We start from the raw sequence: 20,059 nt of genomic DNA on the forward strand, positions 1-20,059 counted from the left end.
CCATGTTGCCGATACTCAGCCTTGCCGCTCTGACCGCCTGTGAGGCGGCCGAAGAGGACGCGCTGCCGTTCACGCCGGTCTACGATGGCGTCGAGACGCGGCTGCTGGATGGCGATCTGGTGGAGTTCCGGGTGCGCATGCGCGGCGCGCGCACCGGAGAGGACGTGGCGGATTACGCGGAATGCGCCGCGGCGCAATACGCGCTGATCCGGGGGTACGGGTTTGCGCGGCATTTGCGCACAAATGTATACGAAGAGGGTGGCCTCTGGCGGGCAGATGCGGTTTACACCATCTCAGCCGGGCTGCCGCGCGGGCTCAAGACGATCGACGCCGAAGTTGTCGCTCTGAACTGCTCCGAGACCGGGATACCGATGGTATGAGGACCTGATGGCTGATTTTCTAAGCACGCCCCTGGGCACATTGGCGATTGTCGCGGCGCAATGCCTGCTGGTGCTGGGCTTTGTCATGGTGTCGCTGCTGTTTCTCGTTTACGGCGACCGCAAGATCTGGGCCGCCGTTCAGATGCGCCGCGGGCCCAACGTGGTCGGCGTCTACGGCCTGTTGCAGACGGTGGCCGACGCGCTGAAATACGTTGTGAAAGAGGTCGTGGTGCCCGCGGGCGCCGACAAGCCGGTGTTCATGCTGGCGCCGATGACCTCGTTCGTGCTGGCGATGATCGCCTGGGCGGTGATCCCGTTCAACGACACCTGGGTGTTGTCGGATATCAACGTGGCGATCCTTTATGTCTTCGCGGTCTCCTCTCTCGAGGTCTACGGCGTGATCATGGGCGGCTGGGCGTCGAACTCGAAATACCCGTTCCTGGGAAGCTTGCGCTCTGCGGCGCAGATGATTTCCTATGAGGTCAGCATCGGGTTGATCATCATCGGGGTGATCATCTCGACGGGTTCGATGAATTTCGGCGACATCGTGCGGGCGCAGGACGGCGGCTTCGGGCTCTTCAGCTGGTACTGGCTGCCGCATCTGCCGATGGTGTTCCTCTTCTTCATCTCGGCGCTGGCCGAGACCAACCGCCCGCCCTTCGACCTGCCCGAGGCGGAATCCGAACTGGTGGCGGGCTACCAGGTGGAATATTCCTCGACGCCCTTCCTGCTCTTCATGGCGGGCGAATATATCGCCATCTTCCTGATGTGCGCGCTGACCTCGCTGCTGTTCTTCGGCGGCTGGCTGTCGCCGATCCCGGGCCTGCCGGACGGGGCGCTGTGGATGGTGGCCAAGATGGCGTTCTTCTTTTTCATCTTCGCGATGGTCAAGGCGATCACCCCGCGTTACCGCTACGACCAGCTGATGCGGCTGGGCTGGAAAGTGTTCCTGCCGTTCAGCCTGGTCTGGGTGGTCTTCGTATCCTTTGCCGCGAAATTCGACTGGTTCTGGGGCAGCTATGCCCGTTGGGCCACGGGAGGCTGACAGATGGCGAATATCGACTACGGACGTGCCGCGAAATACTTTTTGCTGGCGGACTTCTTTCAGGGCTTCAAGCTGGGGCTGAAGTATTTCTTCGCCCCCAAGGCCACGCTGAACTACCCGCATGAAAAAGGGCCGCTGAGCCCGCGGTTCCGCGGCGAACACGCGCTGCGCCGCTATCCCAACGGCGAGGAACGCTGCATCGCCTGCAAGCTCTGCGAGGCGATCTGCCCGGCGCAGGCGATCACCATCGACGCCGAGCCCCGCGACGACGGCAGCCGCCGGACCACGCGCTACGACATCGACATGACCAAGTGCATCTATTGCGGCTTCTGCCAGGAGGCCTGCCCGGTCGATGCCATCGTCGAAGGCCCGAATTTCGAATTCTCCGCCGAGACCCGCGAGGAGCTTTACTACGACAAGGCCAAGCTTTTGGAGAACGGCGAGCGCTGGGAAGCCGAGATCGCCCGCAACCTCGAACTGGACGCACCCTACCGATGACCTGGAGCGGACAAAAATCTTGCAAGATTTTTGCCAAGGATTTTTCAAAAATCCTTGGCCCGGGGAGGGCGTGATGTCTGATCCCAAGACCCCGTTCGAGCTGATGATGGCACAGGCGCAGGAGATGGCGAAGGCGTTCAATCCGGCGCTGTCGTCCTTCGACCCAAAGGGTTTCGAGAAGATGTGGCCGACCATGCCCAAAGACGCCATGGAAATGTGGTTCGGCAAGGGCATCAGCAAGGACGGTCTGGACGCCAAGACGCGGCTTTTGCTGACGCTGGCGGGGCTGACCATGCAGGGCGCACAGGCCGACACCCAGGTGCGCATGACCGTCCGCCACGCGATGGAGGCCGGCGCCACCAAGGACGAGATCGCCGAGACCATCGCGCAGATGTCGATGTTCGCCGGCCTTCCGGCCATGACGCGCGCGATGGAGATGGCGCGCGAGGTCATGGAAGACGAAAAGGATGAGGATACATGAGCGTCTTTGCCTTCTACCTGTTCGCCATGAGCACGATCGCCGGCGGGCTTTTCACGGTGATCAGCCGCAACCCCGTGCATTCGGTGCTCTGGCTGATCCTGGCCTTTCTGTCGTCGGCGGGGCTCTTCGTGCTGCTGGGGGCGGAATTCGTGGCGATGCTTCTGGTCATCGTCTACGTGGGCGCCGTGGCGGTGCTTTTTCTCTTCGTTGTGATGATGCTGGACGTGGATTTCGCCGAGCTGAAGGCGGAGATGGCGCGCTACATGCCGCTGGCGCTGCTGATCGGTCTGGTGATCCTGATGCAATTGGCCATCGCCTTCGGCGCCTGGCAAAGCTCGGACCTGGCAGCGGGTCAGCTGGCGCAGCCGGTGCCGGCGGACCGGCACAACACCGAGGCGCTGGGGCTGATACTATATGACCAGTACTTCCTGCTGTTCCAGCTGGCGGGGCTGATCCTGCTGGTGGCGATGATCGGCGCGATCGTGCTGACGCTGCGCCACCGGGAGGACATCAAGCGCCAGAACGTGGTCGCGCAGATGATGCGCGATCCGGCCAAGGCGATGGAACTGAAAGACATAAAGCCCGGGCAAGGGTTGTGAGCGGCGACACGATTTCTTGCAAAGAAATCGATCCGGAATTTTCGGAAAATTCCGGTTCCGCGCGGAAAGAACGGAATGGGACAGATGATCGGAATTGAACACTATCTGACGGTCGCGGCGACGCTGTTCGTCATCGGTATCTTCGGGCTCTTTCTGAACCGGAAGAACGTGATCATCCTGCTGATGAGCATCGAGTTGATGCTGCTTGCGGTGAACATCAACCTCGTGGCCTTCTCCAGTTTCCTCGGCGATCTCGTGGGTCAGGTCTTCACGCTCTTCGTGCTGACCGTGGCCGCTGCGGAGGCCGCCATCGGGCTTGCGATCCTCGTCTGCTTCTTCCGTAACCGCGGCACCATCGCCGTGGAAGACGTCAACGTGATGAAAGGCTGACCCGATGGAGACGCTCATTCTCTTCGCCCCCCTGGTCGGGGCCATCATCGCGGGTTTCGGCTGGCGTCTGATCGGCGAGCGCGGGGCCATGTGGGTCTCGACCGGCCTGCTCTTCGTCGCGTGCTTCTTCAGCTGGATCGTATTCCTCGGTCATGACGGCGTGACCGAAAGCATCCAGATCCTGCGCTGGATCGAGAGCGGCACGCTCAGCACCGACTGGGCCATCCGGCTCGACCGGCTGACGGCGATCATGCTGATCGTGGTGACGACCGTTTCGGCGCTCGTGCATCTTTACAGCTTCGGCTACATGGATCACGACCCGCAGTGGCGGGAGGGCGAGGTCTATAAACCGCGTTTCTTCGCGTATCTGTCGTTCTTCACCTTCGCCATGCTGATGCTGGTGACCTCGGACAACCTCGTCCAGATGTTCTTCGGCTGGGAGGGCGTGGGCGTCGCCTCTTACCTCTTGATCGGTTTTTACTACCGCAAGCCTTCGGCCAATGCAGCGGCGATCAAGGCCTTCGTGGTCAACCGGGTGGGCGATTTCGGCTTTGCGCTGGGGATCTTCGGGCTCTTCTTCCTGGTCGACAGCATCCGCCTCGACGACGTCTTTGCCGCCGCGCCGACGCTGGCCGAGACCCAGCTGACCTTTCTCTGGAGCGAGTGGAACGCGGCGAACCTGATCGCCTTCCTGCTCTTTATCGGGGCGATGGGCAAATCGGCGCAGCTTTTCCTGCACACCTGGCTGCCGGACGCAATGGAAGGTCCGACCCCGGTGTCGGCGCTGATCCACGCGGCCACGATGGTGACCGCCGGGGTTTTCCTGGTCTGCCGCATGTCGCCGCTGATGGAATTCGCGCCCGAGGCGATGGCCTTCGTCACCTTCCTGGGCGCCACCACCGCCTTCTTCGCGGCCACGGTGGGGCTGGTGCAGAACGACATAAAGCGCGTCATCGCCTATTCGACCTGTTCGCAGCTGGGCTATATGTTCGTGGCCGCCGGTGTGGGCGTCTACAGCGTGGCGATGTTCCACCTCTTCACCCATGCGTTCTTCAAGGCGATGCTGTTCCTCGGCGCCGGCTCGGTCATCCATGCCATGCATCACGAGCAGGACATGCGGAACTACGGCGGTCTGCGCAAGAAGATCCCCTATACCTTCTGGGCGATGATGATCGGCACGCTGGCCATCACCGGCGTCGGCATTCCGCTGACCGGGTGGATCGGCTTTGCCGGCTTTGCCTCCAAGGATGCCGTGATCGAGAGCGCCTTTGCCGCTACGAACGGGGGCTATGCCTTCTGGATGCTGGTCATCGCGGCGCTCTTCACCAGCTTTTACAGCTGGCGGCTGATGTTCCTGACCTTCTACGGCAAGTCGCGCGGCGACAAGCACACGCATGAACATGCGCATGAAAGCCCGATGGTCATGCTGATCCCGCTGGGCGTCCTTGCCGTCGGCGCGGTCTTTGCCGGCGCGATCTGGTACGGCAGCTTCTTTGGCAAGACCAACGAGGTGGTCAAATTCTTCGGCGGCGCATACACCGAGCCGGCCGAAGAGCTCAAAGAAGCGGTGGCCGAGCGCAGCCCCAAAGCGTCTGAGCTGCATTACGTCATGGAAAGCACACCGGGCGAGGCGGCGATCTATATTGCGCCTGAAAACACAATCCTGCACGAGGCGCATTACGTGCCCACCTGGGTCAAGCTGTCGCCCTTCGTGGCGATGCTGATCGGGCTGGGGGTGGCTTACCTATTCTACATCGTGAACCCGGCACTGCCCAAGCGGCTGGCCGAGGCGCAGCGCCCGCTGTACCTCTTCCTGCTGAACAAGTGGTACTTTGACGAGATCTACGATTTCGTCTTCGTCAAGCCCGCAAGGGCGCTTGGCCGCCTGCTGTGGAAGCGCGGCGATGGCGCGGTGATCGACGGGTCGATCAACGGCGTGGCGATGGGGATCATCCCCTTCTTCACCCGCCTCGCGGGCCGGGCGCAGTCGGGCTACATCTTCACCTATGCCTTCGCGATGGTCATCGGCATTGCCGTTCTGATCACCTGGATGACGCTCACCGGAGGGGCGGAGTAATGGATAACCTTCTTTCCATTGTGACCTTCCTGCCGGCGCTGGCGGCGCTGATCCTGGCGCTGTTCCTGCGCGGCGGGGACGAGGCCGCGGACCGCAACGCCAAGTGGCTGGCGCTGATCGCCACCTCGGCGACCTTCGTGATTTCGCTCTTCATCATCGCGCAGTTCGACCCGGCCAACCCGGGCTTTCAGATGGTGGAACAGGCCGGATGGCTGCTGGGGCTGGAATACAAGATGGGCGTGGACGGGATCAGCGTGCTGTTCGTCATGCTGACCACCTTCATGATGCCGCTGGTGATCGCCGCCTCGTGGGAGGTCACGGTGCGGGTCAAGGAATACATGATCGCCTTCCTGCTGCTCGAGACGCTGATGCTGGGCGTGTTCATGGCGCTCGATCTGGTGCTCTTCTACCTCTTCTTCGAGGCGGGGCTTATTCCGATGTTCCTGATCATCGGCATCTGGGGCGGCAAGAACCGCATCTACGCGAGCTTCAAGTTCTTCCTCTACACCTTCCTCGGCTCGGTGCTGATGCTGGTGGCGATGGTGGGCATGTTCGCGGATGCGGGCACGACCGACATTCCCACACTGATGAAGCATGAATTCGCCTCGGAAAGCTTCTCGATCCTCGGGATCCACATCGTCGGCGGTCTGCAGACGCTGATGTTCCTGGCGTTCTTCGCCAGCTTCGCGGTCAAGATGCCGATGTGGCCGGTGCACACCTGGCTGCCGGACGCGCATGTGCAGGCGCCGACCGCGGGGTCGGTGGTGCTGGCGGCGATCCTGCTGAAGATGGGGGGCTATGGCTTCCTGCGGTTCAGCCTGCCGATGTTCCCGGTGGGGTCGGACGTGCTGGCGCCGCTGGTCTTCTGGATGTCGGCCATCGCCATCGTCTACACTTCGCTGGTGGCGCTGGTGCAGGAGGACATGAAAAAGCTCATCGCCTATTCGTCCGTGGCCCACATGGGTTACGTGACCATGGGCATCTTTGCCGCCAACCAGCAGGGCATCGACGGTGCGATCTTCCAGATGATCAGCCACGGCTTCATCTCGGGCGCGCTGTTCCTCTGCGTCGGCGTGATCTACGACCGGATGCACACGCGCGAGATCGACGCCTATGGGGGCCTTGTGAACCGGATGCCGGCCTATGCGCTGATCTTCATGCTCTTCACCATGGCCAACGTCGGCCTGCCGGGCACGTCCGGGTTCATCGGCGAGTTTCTGACGCTGATGGGGATTTTCCAGGTCAACACCTGGGTCGCGGCGGTGGCCACCTCGGGGGTGATCCTGTCGGCGGCTTATGCGCTCTGGCTTTACCGCCGGGTCGTGATGGGCGACCTGATCAAGGAGAGCCTGAAGACCATCAAGGACATGACCACCCGCGAAAAGGCGATCTTTGCGCCGCTGGTGGCGGCCACGATCTTCTTCGGGGTCTATCCCGCGCCCATTCTCGACACCATCGGGCCGAGCGTGGAGGCGCTGATTTCCAACTACGACACGGCGCTTGCGCAGGCCGAGGCCGCGACGCAATTCGCGTCGAACGAATAAGGGGCGGAGCACATGATCTCGGCTGATCTGAACATCATCCTTCCCGAAATCCTGCTGGCCGGCTACGCCATGCTGGCGCTGATCGGGGCGGTCTATACCGGCAAGGACAAGCTGGCACCGGCGCTGGTCTGGGGAACCGCGGCCATCTTCGTGGCGATTGCGATCGGGATCGGCATGACCGGCGCGGGCACAAACGTGGCGTTCGGCGGCATGTTCGTCGACGATGCCTTTGCGCGCTTTGCCAAGGTGACGATCCTGCTCAGCGCCGCGGCGGTGCTGGTCATGTCCGAAGGCTATATGGAGCGGCGCGGCATCCTGCGGTTCGAATATCCGTTGCTGGTGGCGCTGGCTGCCGTGGGCATGATGATGATGGTCAGCGCGGGCGACCTCATGGCGCTTTACATGGGGCTCGAGCTGCAATCGCTGGCGCTTTACGTCGTGGCCGCACTGCGCCGCGACAGTGTGAAATCGACCGAGGCGGGGCTGAAGTATTTCGTGCTGGGCGCGCTGTCGTCGGGCATCCTGCTTTATGGCGCGTCGCTGACCTATGGCTATGCGGGCACGACGCTGTTCTCGGGCATCGTCGAGACCGCGACGGGCGGGCATCTGAGCGTCGGGCTGCTGTTCGGACTGGTGCTGCTGGCCTCGGGTCTGGCGTTCAAGGTGTCGGCGGTGCCGTTCCACATGTGGACGCCGGACGTCTACGAGGGCTCGCCCACGCCGGTGACGGCGTTTTTCGCGACGGCCCCCAAGGTGGCGGCGATGGCGCTTTTCGCGCGGCTGATGCATGACGCCTTCGGCAATGCCACGGCCGAATGGGGGCAGGTGATCGCGCTGATGTCGGTGTTGTCGATGTTCCTGGGGGCGATCGCGGCGATCGGGCAGACCGATATCAAGCGGCTGATGGCCTATTCCTCGATCGCGCATATGGGCTATGCGCTGATGGGGCTGGCGGCGGGCACGGCGCTGGGGGTGCAGGCGCTGCTGATCTACATGGCGATCTACGTGACGATGAACGTGGGCATCTTCGCCTTTATCCTGTCGATGGAGCGCGACGGCCAGCCGGTGACGGATATCAGCAGCCTTGGCATGTATTCCAAACGTGAGCCCGGCAAGGCGCTGGCGATGTTGATCCTGCTTTTCAGCCTGGCGGGCGTGCCGCCTCTGGTGGGCTTCTTCGGCAAGTTTTACGTGCTGCGCGCGGCCTATGAGGCGGGGTTTGCATGGCTGGCGGTCGCGGGTGTGATCGCGTCGGTCATTGGCGCGTTCTACTACCTGCGGATCGTCTTCTACATGTATTTCGGAGAGGACCGCGAGGATGCCCTGGACGGCGGCAAGTCGCCGGTGCTCTGGGGCTTCCTGATGGCCTCGGCGGTGATCATGGTGGTGGGGGTGATCAACCTCTTCGGCATCGAAACCGCGGCGCAGGCGGCGGCCCTGACGCTTGTTCAATAAGGCCTCGGGTGATCTGAATGAGACGCGCCCGAGGGCGCGTCTCCGGTTTGAGCGCCTGCGGCGCGGGTGGGGGGCGCTGCCCCCGCGGCCCGTGGCCGCCCCCCCGGGATATTTTGGGATCAGTGAAGACGAGGCGCCGGGCCGGTGACATGGCCCGAGGGATACGGGCGGCGCATTCTGGCCGAGGTCGACAGCACCATGGCGGAGGCGGCGCGGCTTGCGCCGTCTTTGGCCGGGCCGGAGTGGATCATGGCGCGGGGGCAGACGGCGGCGCGCGGGCGGCGCGGGCGGCACTGGGTCATGCCCGAGGGCAATTTGGCGGCGACGCTGGTGATGCGGGTGAGCGAACCGCCTGCCATTGTGGCGCTGAGGTCGTTTGTGGCGTCGCTTGCGCTTTTCGATGCGGTGGCGGCGGTGACGGGCCAGGCCGGGGGGCTGGCGCTGAAGTGGCCCAACGACGTATTGCTGAACGGCGGCAAGCTGGCGGGCATCCTGCTGGAAAGCTCGGGCGCGAATCTGGCCATCGGGATCGGCGTGAACCTGGCTTTCGCCCCCGGGGCCGAGGAGGTTGAGCCCGGGGCGGTGCGGCCGGTGTCCCTGATGTCGGAGACCGGGGTGCGTGTAACACCGGAGGAATTCCTGGAGTACCTGGCCGCGGCCTATGCCGGGCGCGAGGCGCAGTTCACGACCTTCGGCTTCGGACCCATCCGTACCGCCTGGCTGGACCGCGCGGCGCGGCTGGGCCAGCCCGTGGTCGCGCGCACCGGGCGGGCCGAGACCCGCGGAACCTTCGAGACGGTGGACGATACCGGGCAACTTGTCCTAAAGACGCCCAAGGGCCGGGTCCGCATTCCCGCCGCCGACGTCTATTTATGAAAGGGGCCGATCATGCTTCTGGCCATCGATTGCGGCAATACCAACACCGTGTTCTCGATCTGGGACGGCACGGCGTTTCTTGCAACCTTCCGCGCCTCGACCGAGCATCAGCGCACGGCGGACCAGTATTACGTCTGGCTGGCCACGCTGATGGGGGCGCGCGGTGTGCCGATGGAGATTGACGAGGTCATCATCGCCTCGTCCGTGCCGCGGGTGGTGTTCAACCTTCGGGTGCTCTGCGACCGCTATTTCGACACGCGCCCGCTGGTTGTGGGCAAGCCGGAATGCCGGCTTCCCGCGGCGCCGCGGGTGGATCCGGGCGTCACGCCGGGACCGGACCGTCTCGCCAACGCGGCGGGCGCCTTCGACCGGCACGGCGGCGATCTCGTCGTGGTCGATTTCGGCACGGCCACGAATTTCGACGTGGTGGACAGCGATGGCGCCTATGTCGGCGGCCCGATCGCGCCGGGGGTCAATCTCTCGCTCGAGGCGCTGCACCTCGGCGCTGCGGCGCTGCCTCATGTGGACATCACGCGGCCCGAGAAAGTGATCGGCACCAACACGGTGGCCTGTATCCAGTCGGGCGTGTTCTGGGGCTATTCGGGTCTGATCGAGGGGCTGGTGCGCCGCATCCGCGAAGAATACGGCCGGCCGATGAAGGTGATCGGGACCGGAGGGCTTGCGCCCCTGTTTTCGCAGGGCGATCTGACGTTCGACAGTGTCGAGGACGACTTGACGATGCACGGTCTGACGGTCATTCACAAGTACAATACACAAGGGTTAACCCATGAGCAGTGAACGCATCATCTACCTGCCGCTCGGCGGGGCCGGTGAGATCGGAATGAACGCCTATGTCTATGGATACGGCGCACCGGACAAGGAACGGCTGATCCTAGTGGATCTGGGCGTCACCTTTCCGGATATGGACGGCACGCCCGGTGTCGATCTGATCCTGCCGGACATCACCTGGCTGCGCGAACGGCGCGACCGGCTGGAGGCGATATTCATCACCCATGCGCATGAGGACCATGTCGGCGCGATCGGGCATTTCTGGGAGCAGCTGGGCGCGCCCATTCATGCCCGCGCCTTCACCGCCAATATCGCCCGGCGCAAGATGGAAGAGCATGCCCATTCGCCCGAGACCGTGCGCACGGCGTCTGCCTGGCCCGCGCAGGTCGAGGCGGGGCCGTTCAAGGTGGGGTTCCTGCCGATCTCGCATTCGATCCCGGAAAGTTCGGCGCTGGTGATCGACACGCCTGAGGGGCGGGTGATCCATTCGGGCGACTTCAAGCTCGACAAGACGCCGCTGGTGGGCGAGCCTTGGGACCCCGAGCTTTGGGCCGAGGTGTCGAAAGACGGGGTCAAGGCGCTGATCTGCGATTCCACCAACGTGTTTTCCCCCGCGCCGGGCCGGTCCGAGGCCAGCATCGGCCCCGAGATCGAGGCGCTGGTGTCTGAGGCTAAGGGCATGGTCGTGGCCACGACCTTCGCCAGCAACGTGGCGCGGGTCAAGACGCTGGCCGAGGCGGGCGACCGGGCGGGGCGGTCGGTCTGCCTTTTGGGGCGGGCGATGCGGCGGATGATCGAGGCATCGGTCGAGACCGGCGTGCTGAAAGGCTTTCCCAAGGTGATCGGGCCGGAGGACGCCACGCAAATCCCGCGCGAGAACGTGATGCTGATCGTCACCGGCAGCCAGGGCGAGCGGCGCGCGGCCAGCGCGCAGCTGGCGCGGGGCAAGTACAACGGGATCACGCTGAAGGAGGGCGATCTGTTCCTCTTTTCGTCCAAGACCATCCCGGGCAACGAAAAAGGCGTGATCCGGATCATGAACCAGTTCTCGGAAATGGGGGTGGATGTGGTCGACGACGCGGGCGGGCGCTATCACGTCTCGGGCCACGCCAACCGCCCGGACCTGGAGACGCTGCAGGATGTGGTCAAGCCGCAGGTCGTGGTGCCGATGCATGGCGAACACCGGCATCTGCGCGAGCATGTGAAGCTGGCGCAGTCGCGTGGGCGCACCGGGGTTCTGGCGGTCAACGGAATGATGATCGACCTTTCCGGCAACAGCCCCACGGTGGCGGAATATGTCGAGACCGGTCGCACCTATGTCGACGGGACAGTGCAGATCGGGGCGCTCGACGGGGTCGTGCGCGACCGGATCCGCATGGCGCTGAACGGTCATGTGATCGTGACGGTGATCCTTGACGAGGACGACGAGCCGCTGGGCGAGCCCTGGTGCGATCTGATGGGTCTGCCCGAGATGGGGCGCAGCCATGCGCCGCTGATCGAGGTGCTGGAGGAGGACCTGTCGCAATTCCTGGGCCGCGCCGGCGACAAGACCCTGGCGGATGACGACAAGCTGGAAGAAGGGCTGAAACGCGTGGCCCGCCAGACCGCGCAGGCCGAAATCGGCAAGAAGCCCGAGGTGACGGTGGTGGTCAGCCGGCTTTCCTGATTGCCTGTCGGGAGGCGCCGGCCCGCGCCGGCGCTGCGCTGCTCATAGGTCCTGAGGACGCGCGCGAATGAACCGGTCGTTGTGGCGGGCCGTGTTCCGGATTGGCGGCCCGCGGCGCCGGGGTTACCCGGCGCGGCGTTCGTCGAAGCTTAGCGCGATGAATTCCGGCATGTGATCGCCCAGCCCCACGACCTTGTTGTCCGAGCCGCGCCCGCCGGAGCGGTCGCGCCGCTCGCGGCGGGGTTTTTCCTCGCGCGCGGGCTCTGCTGCGGCCGTTTCGGTTTGGGGCTTTTCGGTCTCGGGCTTTTCGGTGGGTTTTTCGGACCTGCTGCGCGAGCGGCTGCGCGAGGGCCTCTTTTCCTCTGCCGCCGGTTCTGCCTTGGGCTCTGGCGCGGCGGCGGAGGCGGGGGCGGAATTCAGCGGGTTGTCGAGACGCGGGATCTCTTTCTGGACCAGCTTCTCGATATCGTCGAGGTTCCTTTCGTCGCGCGGCACGCAGATCATAAGCGCCTTGCCTTCGCGCCCGGCGCGGCCGGTGCGGCCGATGCGGTGCACGTAATCCTCGGCATGGCTGGGCACGTCGAAATTGAAGACATGGCTCACCGCCGGCACGTCGAGCCCGCGCGCAGCCACGTCCGAGGCCACCAGGAACCGCAGCTCGCCCGCGCGGAAGCCATCGAGCGTACGGGTGCGCTGGCTCTGGTCCAGATCGCCGTGGATGGGGGCCGCGTCATAGCCGTATTTCTTGAGCGATTTCGCGACGATATCCACATCCACCTTGCGGTTGCAGAAGATGATCGCGTTGGTGCATTTGTCGCCCTCGGCGTCGATCAGCATCCGCAGCAACTTGCGCTTCTCGCTGGCCTCGCGGTCGCGGCGCGAGCTTTTGAAAAGCACCACGCCCTGTTCGATCGTCTCGGAGGCTGTGGCCTGGCGGGCCACCTCGATCCGGGCGGGGTTCGACAGGAAGGTGTTGGTGATGCGCTCGATTTCGGGCGCCATGGTGGCCGAGAAAAAGAGCGTCTGGCGGGTGAAGGGCGTGAGGCTGAAGATGCGCTCGATGTCCGGAATAAAGCCCATGTCGAGCATCCGGTCGGCCTCGTCCACCACCATGATCTGCACGCCGGTCAGCAGAAGCTTGCCGCGCTCGAAATGATCCAGCAGGCGGCCCGGAGTGGCGATCAGCACGTCGACGCCCTTGTCGATCAGCTGGTCCTGTTCCTTGAAGCTGACGCCGCCGATCAGCAGCGCCTTGGTCAGCTTGACGTGTTTGGCGTAGGTGTCGAAGTTTTCGGCCACCTGCGCGGCCAGTTCCCGCGTCGGGCAGAGCACCAGGCTGCGCGGCATCCGCGCCCGGGCGCGGCCGCGCGCCAGCATGGTGATCATCGGCAGCGTGAAGCTGGCGGTCTTGCCGGTGCCGGTCTGGGCGATGCCCAGCACGTCGCGGCCTTCGAGTGCGGGCGGGATGGCGCCGGCCTGGATCGGCGTGGGCGTCTCGTAGCCGGCTTCTTCTACGGCCTTCAAAACCTTTGGATTGAGGTTCAACTCAGAAAATTTGGTCATGTGTATCCGATGTTTACGGACACGTCTGGCCCGCACGTCTGATCAGAGGTCAGGCCCGTATGGCCCTGCGATATGTCGCATTTTGTAACCTCGTGCGCGCTTTTAACGGATAACCGGGGAAAAGGTCAATCGAATGCGGCCCTTGGCAGCTGTCGCAGGGCGATTTGCGGCGGAATTGTCCGATCCAGCGGCGGCGGCGTGCGGATTCAGGCGAAATCGGGGAAGTGCCGGGCGCGGTTTTCGGCCAGCGCCATACGGTGGCGGCGCAAAAGCCCGTGATCCTCGAGTCGGGTGCAGAGGCCCGCGCTGGCGGTGCAGACCTCGTCGTAGAAGGCGCGCAGAGCGTCCTCGCCGCCCGAGGCCTCGATCGCGCCGAAAAGGTCGTGCAGGTTCAGCGCGCCGTCGCGCCTGACCTGGGGGTTGAGCTCGGCCCGGTAGGAGCCGTGGGTCAGCCGAAAGCGGTAGACCTGGCGGAAATGATCCCAGTCGGCGGCGTGGAAATGCCCCAGCTCGGTGTCGGTCAGCGCCGCCTCGCCGGGGTTTTGCACGCCGTCCAGGATCACGTTGTGGATGCGGATCTGCAGGCCCTTGAGCCCGGTGCGGAAGAAGAGCTTGCCCGCCACATGGCTGAGAAACCCGCCCGACAGATGCTGCCCCCAGGTGGGAAAGCAGGCCTCGGCCGCGGTCTGCCGGGCGCGCTGGTCGAGCGGGAAGGCCTTGAAGGCGGTCTCGCCCGGGGCGGCGCCATCGCCGGGGGCCAGCGCCTCGACCGGGCGGACGCGGGCGCAGAGCGCGGTATTGGGCAATTCGGCCAGCTGGTCGGCGAGGGGCCTGTCGGGCAGCAGGAATTCGTCAACGTCGATATGGGCCAGCCAGTCGCATTCGGCGCGGCGGTTGGCGGCGTGGCGGGCGTTGACGGTCTGGCGGACCTGGTGTTTGTCCGGGCGGCCGTTGCGCTTGGCCCAATAGGCGGCGTCGGTGACGGTGACGCGGATCCTGGGGTGTCGGCGGAGCCTCTCTTCCGCCCCTTGCGGGTCGTCATCGAGATAAAGATAGAGCCGGTGTGCGCCCTGCGACAGGTGCCAGGCGGCGAAGTCGAGGATTGCCGGAAGCGGCGCCTTGACGGTGGCGACCACGCCCCAGCGTGTCATGGCAGGGTGCCGAAGATCCGGCGCACCGCGGCGTCGGGATCGAAGCGGTGGGTCAGAAGCATGCCGTGGCGCGCAAGCCGGTCGCGCAGCGCGGGCGTGTCGGCGCAAACCTCGTCGAAGAAGGTGCGCAGGCCGGCCTCGCCGTCTTCTTCCTCGAGGAAGGCCAGAAGCTCGGCCAGGCCCATTTCCTCGCGGTCCTCGCGCGGGCGGTAGGACCCGGCCTCGCGGCGAAAGCGGTAGTGGCGGATGAAATGGTCCCAGCTGGGGGCGTGGAAATGTGTGAGCCAGGCGTCGGAGATCTGGCTGCGGTTGGTGGCGTCCTGGCCCTGGTATTTCAGCGTGTGGATGCCCAGCCGGGTGTCGGGGATGCCGGGGCGGGCGAAGACCTTGCCGGTGGTGTGGCTGAGAAAGCCGCCGTAGAGATGCAGCCCGAAGGTGGGATAGACATCCTGCAGGGTCGCCCGTGGTACGCCGGCGGCCTTGTGGGTCAGCTTGAAGTGCTGCGGCAGGCCGTCGTCCGTGGCCAGCGCCTCGGCCGGGTGCAGGCGCGCGAGGGCGGTATCGTCAGGCAGGTCGAAGAGGATGTCCGCCAGCGGGCGGTCGGCCAGCAGGAATTCGTCGGCGTCGATATGGCCCAACCAGTGCAGCGCGCCGCCCGTGTCGCGCAGGGCGCGGGTGGCGTTGTGGGCTTGGCGCAGCTGGTGGGCGTCGGGGCGCGGCTTGCCGATGCCGGTCCACCAGTCGCCGGTGCATTCGGTGACCCGCAGGGCGGGATGGCGGCGCAGGAAGGCGGCGGTGTCCGGGTCGGGATCGTCGAGGTAGAGATGCAGCGTCGCCGCGCCCAGCGACAGATGATGCGCGGCGAAGTGGGCGATCTGCGGCAGCGGGGCCTTGACGGTGCTCACCAGGCCCCAGCGCAGATCCTGGGCCGTTTCGGGCAGGGCCTGGGCGGGGACGGGGGCAGCGTTGGCGGGTTTGCGCGGTTTCGGCCTTGCCCCGGCGGACTGGCGGCGCGCCTTGCGCTGGCGCATGGTGGCGAGCCGGCGAAAGAGCGTGTTGGGATCGTGGATCAGCGCCTCGATCAGGTGGTGCGCCAGCGGGCGGATGACCGTATCGCCCGCGGCTTCGGTCCAGAGCCGGCCCAGCATGTTGACGTCGAGCCCGCCATCGGCGAGGGCATAGGCATCCATCTGCAGGGGCAGGCTGGCCCGGGCCTTGTTGTCGAGGCTGAAGGGGCGGTCGGGTGAGAGGCCGGAATAGAGCCGCTCGGTCTCGTAGAGCTTCATGGTGCCGAATAGAACGTTGAGCGCGAGACCCGTGGCGCGCTGCGCCGGGGTGGCGCCGTGCTCGCCGAAGGTGGTCACCGAAGAGACCAGCCAGCGCGCGTCAAGCTCGTGCAGAAGATGCTGGGCCTCCTCGGCCCAGATGCGCCGGAAGAGCGGCGCGGCATGCGGCGGCGCCTCGCGCTTGCGCAGATGGGCGATCAGCAGGGCGTTCAGGAAGGCCAGTTCGGACATGCCCGCGAATTCGCGCCGCAGCGCGTGTCGCTTGCGGTGACAGGAGGAGCGGTAGGGCGGGCCGGGGTCGTCCTCGGGGTCGGCGACGACCTTGTCGCGCAGCGCCGCAAGGTCGGTGTCGGGCCCGGGCAGGCCTTCGCCCGGGGCGTGGGTCAGCGGATCGCGCCGCGCCTCCATCTGCGCGAGGATCGCCTTGATGCCGCCTTTGTAGGTGGGGGTGCTGCTCATGGCGGCAGACTGCCCCGAAGGTCCCCGGCGCGCAACGGGTTTGATCCGAAGGAGCGCCTGCGGCGCGCTTGGTATCTCGTCCCCCGCCTTTGGCAGGGGCCTCGGGGCCATTGTCGGGCGTGACGCGGTGACGGGATGGCGGTGCGCAACGCCGTAGGGTGCGCGCTTTGCGCGCACCGCGCCTCAGACCGTCATTGTTTTGGGCGCCTTGCGGTTTCAGGGCTTTTTGTGGGTGGCCGAGGGTTGGGTTCGAGTATTTTTGCCAAGAAGAAGGGGACGGTCAGACCATCATTTCCTTGGTCGCGCTCAGGGTCACGTCCGGATAGTCGCGCTGCACGCGATCGATGTCCCATTGCAGGCGCGTGAGGTAGACGATGTCGCCGTCGTTGTCGTGGGCGATGTGCTGCTTGTTGGCGGCGGTGAATTTTTCGACCGCTGCCTTGGGCCCGTGCACCCAGCGGGCAGAGGTGAATTGCGATGCCTCGAAGCGCACCGGCAGGCCGTATTCCAGCTCGATCCGGCTGCCCAGCACCTCGAATTGCAGCTGGCCCACCACGCCCACGATGAAGCCCGAGCCGATGTCGGGTTTGAAGACCTTGGCGGCCCCTTCCTCGGCGAATTGCATCAGCGCCTTTTCCAGATGCTTGGCCTTGAGCGGATCGCCCGCGCGCACGCCTTGCAGCAGTTCGGGCGCGAAGCTGGGGATGCCGGTGACGCGCAAAGCCTCGCCTTCGGTCAGCGTGTCGCCGATGCGCAGCTGGCCGTGGTTGGGGATGCCGATGATGTCGCCGGCCCAGGCCTCTTCGGCCAGTTCCCGGTCGGAGGCCAGGAAAAGCACCGGGTTGGTGATCGCCATGGGCTTTTTCGTGCGCACATGGGTCAGCTTCATGCCTCGGTTGAAATGCCCCGAGGCCAGCCGCACGAAGGCGACCCGGTCGCGGTGCTTGGGGTCCATGTTGGCCTGCACCTTGAAGACGAAGCCCGTGACCTTGGTTTCCTCGGGCGCGATGTTGCGGGGCTCGGCCGATTGCACCTGCGGTTCCGGGCCATAGGTGCTGATGCCCTCCATCAACTCCTTGACGCCGAAGCTGTTGATGGCCGAGCCGAACCAGATCGGGGTCATGTGCCCTTCGAGCACCGATTTGGGGTCGAGTGCGGGCAGCAGTTCACGCGCCATCTCGACCTCTTCGCGCAGTTTTTCCAGCGCCTTGGCGGGGACGTGTTCGGCCAGTTTCGGATCGTCGAGCCCGTCGATCTGCACCGTTTCGGCGACGCGGTTGCGGTCGGCGCGGTCCATCAGTTCGAGCCGGTCGCGAAGCAAATCGTAACAGCCGATGAAATCGCGCCCCATGCCGATGGGCCAGCTGGCGGGTGTCACGTCGATGGCCAGGTTTTCCTGGATCTCGTCGATGATCTCGAAGGTGTCGCGCGCCTCGCGGTCCATCTTGTTGCAGAAGGTCAGGATCGGCAGGTCGCGCAGGCGGCAGACCTCGAAGAGCTTGCGGGTCTGGGATTCCACGCCCTTCGCGCCGTCGATCACCATCACCGCCGAATCCACCGCCGTCAGTGTGCGGTAGGTGTCTTCGGAGAAATCGCTGTGGCCGGGGGTGTCGACCAGGTTGAAGCGGTATTTGGCGTAATCGAACGACATGGCCGAGGCCGAGACCGAGATGCCGCGGTCCTTCTCCATCTGCATGAAATCGGACCGCGTGCGCCGCGCCTCGCCCTTGGCGCGCACCTGTCCGGCCATCTGGATCGCCCCGCCGTAAAGCAGGAACTTTTCCGTAAGCGTCGTCTTACCGGCGTCGGGGTGCGAGATGATTGCAAAGGTGCGCCGCCGGGCGATCTCGGCGGGCAGGTCGGGGCGGTTTGTGGAAGCGTCGTGCATGTGGCGGCGTATAGGGGGTCGGGGGTATCCTTGGCAAGCGGCGTGAAACCGCGCTTGCGCGACTCGGGAGGTGGGCGTAGAGTGAGAACATAATGTGAACATTAGGGGGGGGTACCATGACCCTGAATGAGATCGCCAAGGAACTGGTCGCCGGGTGCCGCGAGGGCCGGACGATGGAAAACCTGGACAGGCTTTACGCCGAGAATGCGGTGTCGGTGGAGGCTGCGGACCAGGGCATGGGGCGTGAGACCGCGGGCCTCGAAGGCATCCGCGGCAAGCATGCCTGGTGGGACGCCAACATGGAGATGACCGGCGGCAGTATCAGCGATCCGATGCTGCACGGCGACGACCGGTTCGCCGTGATCTTCGAGGCGCAGGGCCGCGAGAGGGCCTCTGGTAACAGTTTCGACATGAAGGAGGTCGCGGTCTACCACGTCGCGGACGGCAGGATCGTGCGGGAGGAATTCTTTTACGCCACGTAGCGCGCGGCGGAGAACCCCGGCCCGCGACTGGGGTGCCTCTGAAACGAGGCACTCCATGGCCGGAAATTGGATCAAGGACAAGGACACCTACGAGGCGCTGCGCGAATAAGGCGCCTCCAAGGAAAAGGCCGCGCGCATCGCCAATGCGCAGGCCAGCTACGACCAGAACCCCTTGGAAAAAGGTGGCAAGGCGCCGCGCTGCGAGGACTGGACCAAGGACGACCTTTTCGACCGTGCCAAGGAACTCGACATCGCGGGCCGGTCCGACATGACCGAGGACGACTTGATCGCGGCGCTGCGCGACGGCCAGGTCGCCTCAGCCCATCGACGACCGGCGCAAGAGGTCGGCGATGTCGGGACGGGCGAGCAGCGCCTCGGGTGCGTCGAATTCCGACTGGGACGAGGCGCGGTGCCCGGGGATGAGGCTTGCGAGCTTTTCCTCGACCTCATGGGGCAGGGCGGCGCGGGTGCGGGTGTCCACCAGCATGGATTCCGCGGCGATCCCCGCGGCATAGATGATCTGGTGGTGGTCGAAGAGCATCTGGAAATAATCGACGAACCCGCCCACCTGGCGATAGACCGACGCGCCGTTGACCAGATGGCGCGCCTTGACCAGAAGCTCTGAGCGGCCCGCGCCCAGATGATCCTTGCGCTGGTAGATGAAGAGCCGGTGATCGGGGCTGACCACCAGATCTGTGTCGTTGTTGAGCGTGCCCTTGGTGATCACGATCGGGGCAAAGGCGCCCACAGCGCGCGTCGTGGTGTGGCCGATCCAGCGGATTTCCTGCGGGCCGTCGTCGCGGGTCAGCACGCGGTCGCCCACGGCCAGGTCCTCGACCTTGCGCTGCGCGCCCGAGGCCATGGTGATCAGCGTGCCGCGGGTGAAGGACACGCAGGCGATCTGGGCGAATTTCTGCAGGGCGTTGTCGGGGTTCACGCCGACCAGCACGTAATCGGTCTTGGCCGCCATCGGCGCCAGCGGCAGCACAAAGACCTCGGCCGCATGACCCTCGGTATCGGTTTCGACCAGGATCAGCGCCTCGGTGGTCTGGCCGTTGCCCGACATCAGCGTCACACAGCAATCTAGGTGCAGGTCGGCCCCGGGCGTGCCGATCTCGCTGTCTTCGGCGATGCGGAAGGGCGAGGCGCTGGTGGTCACCAGGCTCAGCCGCGCGGGATCGGCCACCGGTGACAGGTGGTAGATGTCATCTAACGTGAGCTCTTCGGCAAAGCTCATCCCGTCGCCCAGGTTGGCGCCGTTGATCACACGCAGATGCGCCGACCGGAAGACGGTGACGCTTTGGGAGGGGCGCTGGCTGCTGTCCACTTGGGTCTGTGTCCGGTGTTGCTGAAAGGCGGCGCGGGGCTGGGCCAAGATTGTCGGGTGCAAGGCATTGTATGGAATGCGAATGTGTCATCAAATGGCCGCG

The 20,059-nt window shown here is 65.0% G+C and carries 18 protein-coding genes and 1 pseudogene; 14 read left to right on the plus strand and 5 right to left on the minus strand.

The features are described 5' to 3' along the window. Nucleotides 1-2 precede the first annotated feature (2 nt). The 12 genes from RXV88_RS04670 (at nt 3) to RXV88_RS04725 (ending at nt 11,800) form a co-directional block, all read left to right on the plus strand. The gene (locus tag RXV88_RS04670) at nt 3-380 is read left to right on the plus strand and encodes a hypothetical protein (RefSeq protein WP_316290943.1); all 378 of its coding nucleotides are present in this window, start codon (nt 3-5) and stop codon (nt 378-380) included. 7 nt (nt 381-387) lie between these two features. Continuing rightward, entirely contained in the window at nt 388-1,425 is a 1,038-nt protein-coding gene (nuoH, locus tag RXV88_RS04675) for an NADH-quinone oxidoreductase subunit NuoH (protein ID WP_316290944.1), read from the plus strand. Between the two features lie 3 nt (nt 1,426-1,428). Next, nucleotides 1,429-1,923, plus strand: coding sequence for an NADH-quinone oxidoreductase subunit NuoI (gene nuoI, locus RXV88_RS04680; RefSeq protein WP_316290945.1), 495 nt, complete (start codon nt 1,429-1,431; stop codon nt 1,921-1,923). 73 nt (nt 1,924-1,996) lie between these two features. Continuing rightward, complete coding sequence (locus RXV88_RS04685) at nt 1,997-2,404, plus strand: carboxymuconolactone decarboxylase family protein (protein ID WP_316290946.1); 408 nt, start codon at nt 1,997-1,999, stop codon at nt 2,402-2,404. Further along, nucleotides 2,401-3,003, plus strand: a complete 603-nt coding sequence (locus RXV88_RS04690) for an NADH-quinone oxidoreductase subunit J (RefSeq protein WP_316290947.1) — start codon at nt 2,401-2,403, stop codon at nt 3,001-3,003. Before RXV88_RS04685 ends, RXV88_RS04690 begins: the two co-directional genes overlap by 4 nt. A gap of 84 nt (nt 3,004-3,087) precedes the next feature. Continuing rightward, nucleotides 3,088-3,393 (plus strand): NADH-quinone oxidoreductase subunit NuoK, encoded by a 306-nt coding sequence (nuoK, locus tag RXV88_RS04695; protein WP_316290948.1) that lies wholly within the window; start codon nt 3,088-3,090, stop codon nt 3,391-3,393. Between the two features lie 4 nt (nt 3,394-3,397). Then, nucleotides 3,398-5,470 (plus strand): NADH-quinone oxidoreductase subunit L, encoded by a 2,073-nt coding sequence (gene nuoL, locus RXV88_RS04700; RefSeq protein ID WP_316290949.1) that lies wholly within the window; start codon nt 3,398-3,400, stop codon nt 5,468-5,470. Beyond that, the gene (locus RXV88_RS04705; RefSeq protein WP_316290950.1) at nt 5,470-7,014 is read left to right on the plus strand and encodes an NADH-quinone oxidoreductase subunit M; all 1,545 of its coding nucleotides are present in this window, start codon (nt 5,470-5,472) and stop codon (nt 7,012-7,014) included. The genes nuoL and RXV88_RS04705 overlap by 1 nt, the downstream gene beginning before the upstream one ends. 12 nt (nt 7,015-7,026) lie before the next feature. Continuing rightward, entirely contained in the window at nt 7,027-8,469 is a 1,443-nt protein-coding gene (gene nuoN / locus RXV88_RS04710) for an NADH-quinone oxidoreductase subunit NuoN (protein WP_316290951.1), read from the plus strand. Between the two features lie 144 nt (nt 8,470-8,613). Then, entirely contained in the window at nt 8,614-9,345 is a 732-nt protein-coding gene (locus RXV88_RS04715) for a biotin--[acetyl-CoA-carboxylase] ligase (protein WP_316290952.1), read from the plus strand. A gap of 12 nt (nt 9,346-9,357) precedes the next feature. Then, the gene (locus RXV88_RS04720) at nt 9,358-10,143 is read left to right on the plus strand and encodes a type III pantothenate kinase (RefSeq protein WP_316290953.1); all 786 of its coding nucleotides are present in this window, start codon (nt 9,358-9,360) and stop codon (nt 10,141-10,143) included. After that, a complete protein-coding gene (locus tag RXV88_RS04725) occupies nt 10,133-11,800 on the plus strand; it encodes a ribonuclease J (RefSeq protein WP_316290954.1) in 1,668 nt (555 codons plus the stop codon). The genes RXV88_RS04720 and RXV88_RS04725 overlap by 11 nt, the downstream gene beginning before the upstream one ends. 123 nt (nt 11,801-11,923) lie before the next feature. Here the strand turns inward: RXV88_RS04725 and RXV88_RS04730 are convergent, their stop codons facing one another. From RXV88_RS04730 to RXV88_RS04745, 4 genes are all read right to left on the minus strand, one after another. Continuing rightward, nucleotides 11,924-13,363, minus strand: a complete 1,440-nt coding sequence (locus tag RXV88_RS04730) for a DEAD/DEAH box helicase (RefSeq protein WP_316290955.1) — start codon at nt 13,361-13,363, stop codon at nt 11,924-11,926. Nucleotides 13,364-13,569: 206 nt separating this feature from the next. Then, nucleotides 13,570-14,514 (minus strand): glycosyltransferase family 2 protein, encoded by a 945-nt coding sequence (locus tag RXV88_RS04735; RefSeq protein ID WP_316290956.1) that lies wholly within the window; start codon nt 14,512-14,514, stop codon nt 13,570-13,572. After that, a complete protein-coding gene (locus tag RXV88_RS04740) occupies nt 14,511-16,259 on the minus strand; it encodes a glycosyltransferase family 2 protein (protein ID WP_316290957.1) in 1,749 nt (582 codons plus the stop codon). Before RXV88_RS04740 ends, RXV88_RS04735 begins: the two co-directional genes overlap by 4 nt. A gap of 280 nt (nt 16,260-16,539) precedes the next feature. Then, complete coding sequence (locus RXV88_RS04745) at nt 16,540-18,147, minus strand: peptide chain release factor 3 (protein WP_316290958.1); 1,608 nt, start codon at nt 18,145-18,147, stop codon at nt 16,540-16,542. 116 nt (nt 18,148-18,263) lie between these two features. Between RXV88_RS04745 and RXV88_RS04750 the strand changes: the two genes are divergently transcribed. Both RXV88_RS04750 and RXV88_RS04755 read left to right on the plus strand, forming a co-directional pair. Next, a complete protein-coding gene (locus RXV88_RS04750; protein ID WP_316290959.1) occupies nt 18,264-18,629 on the plus strand; it encodes a nuclear transport factor 2 family protein in 366 nt (121 codons plus the stop codon). A gap of 55 nt (nt 18,630-18,684) precedes the next feature. Beyond that, nucleotides 18,685-18,933 (plus strand): annotated as a pseudogene (locus RXV88_RS04755) (Rho termination factor); the annotation flags it as partial. Nucleotides 18,934-18,945: 12 nt separating this feature from the next. Here the strand turns inward: RXV88_RS04755 and RXV88_RS04760 are convergent. Then, a complete protein-coding gene (locus tag RXV88_RS04760; RefSeq protein ID WP_316291050.1) occupies nt 18,946-19,956 on the minus strand; it encodes a Hint domain-containing protein in 1,011 nt (336 codons plus the stop codon). Between the last annotated feature and the right edge of the window lie 103 nt (nt 19,957-20,059).

The organism is Aestuariicoccus sp. MJ-SS9, assembly GCF_032586235.1.
Taxonomy (GTDB): Bacteria; Pseudomonadota; Alphaproteobacteria; order Rhodobacterales; family Rhodobacteraceae; genus Aestuariicoccus.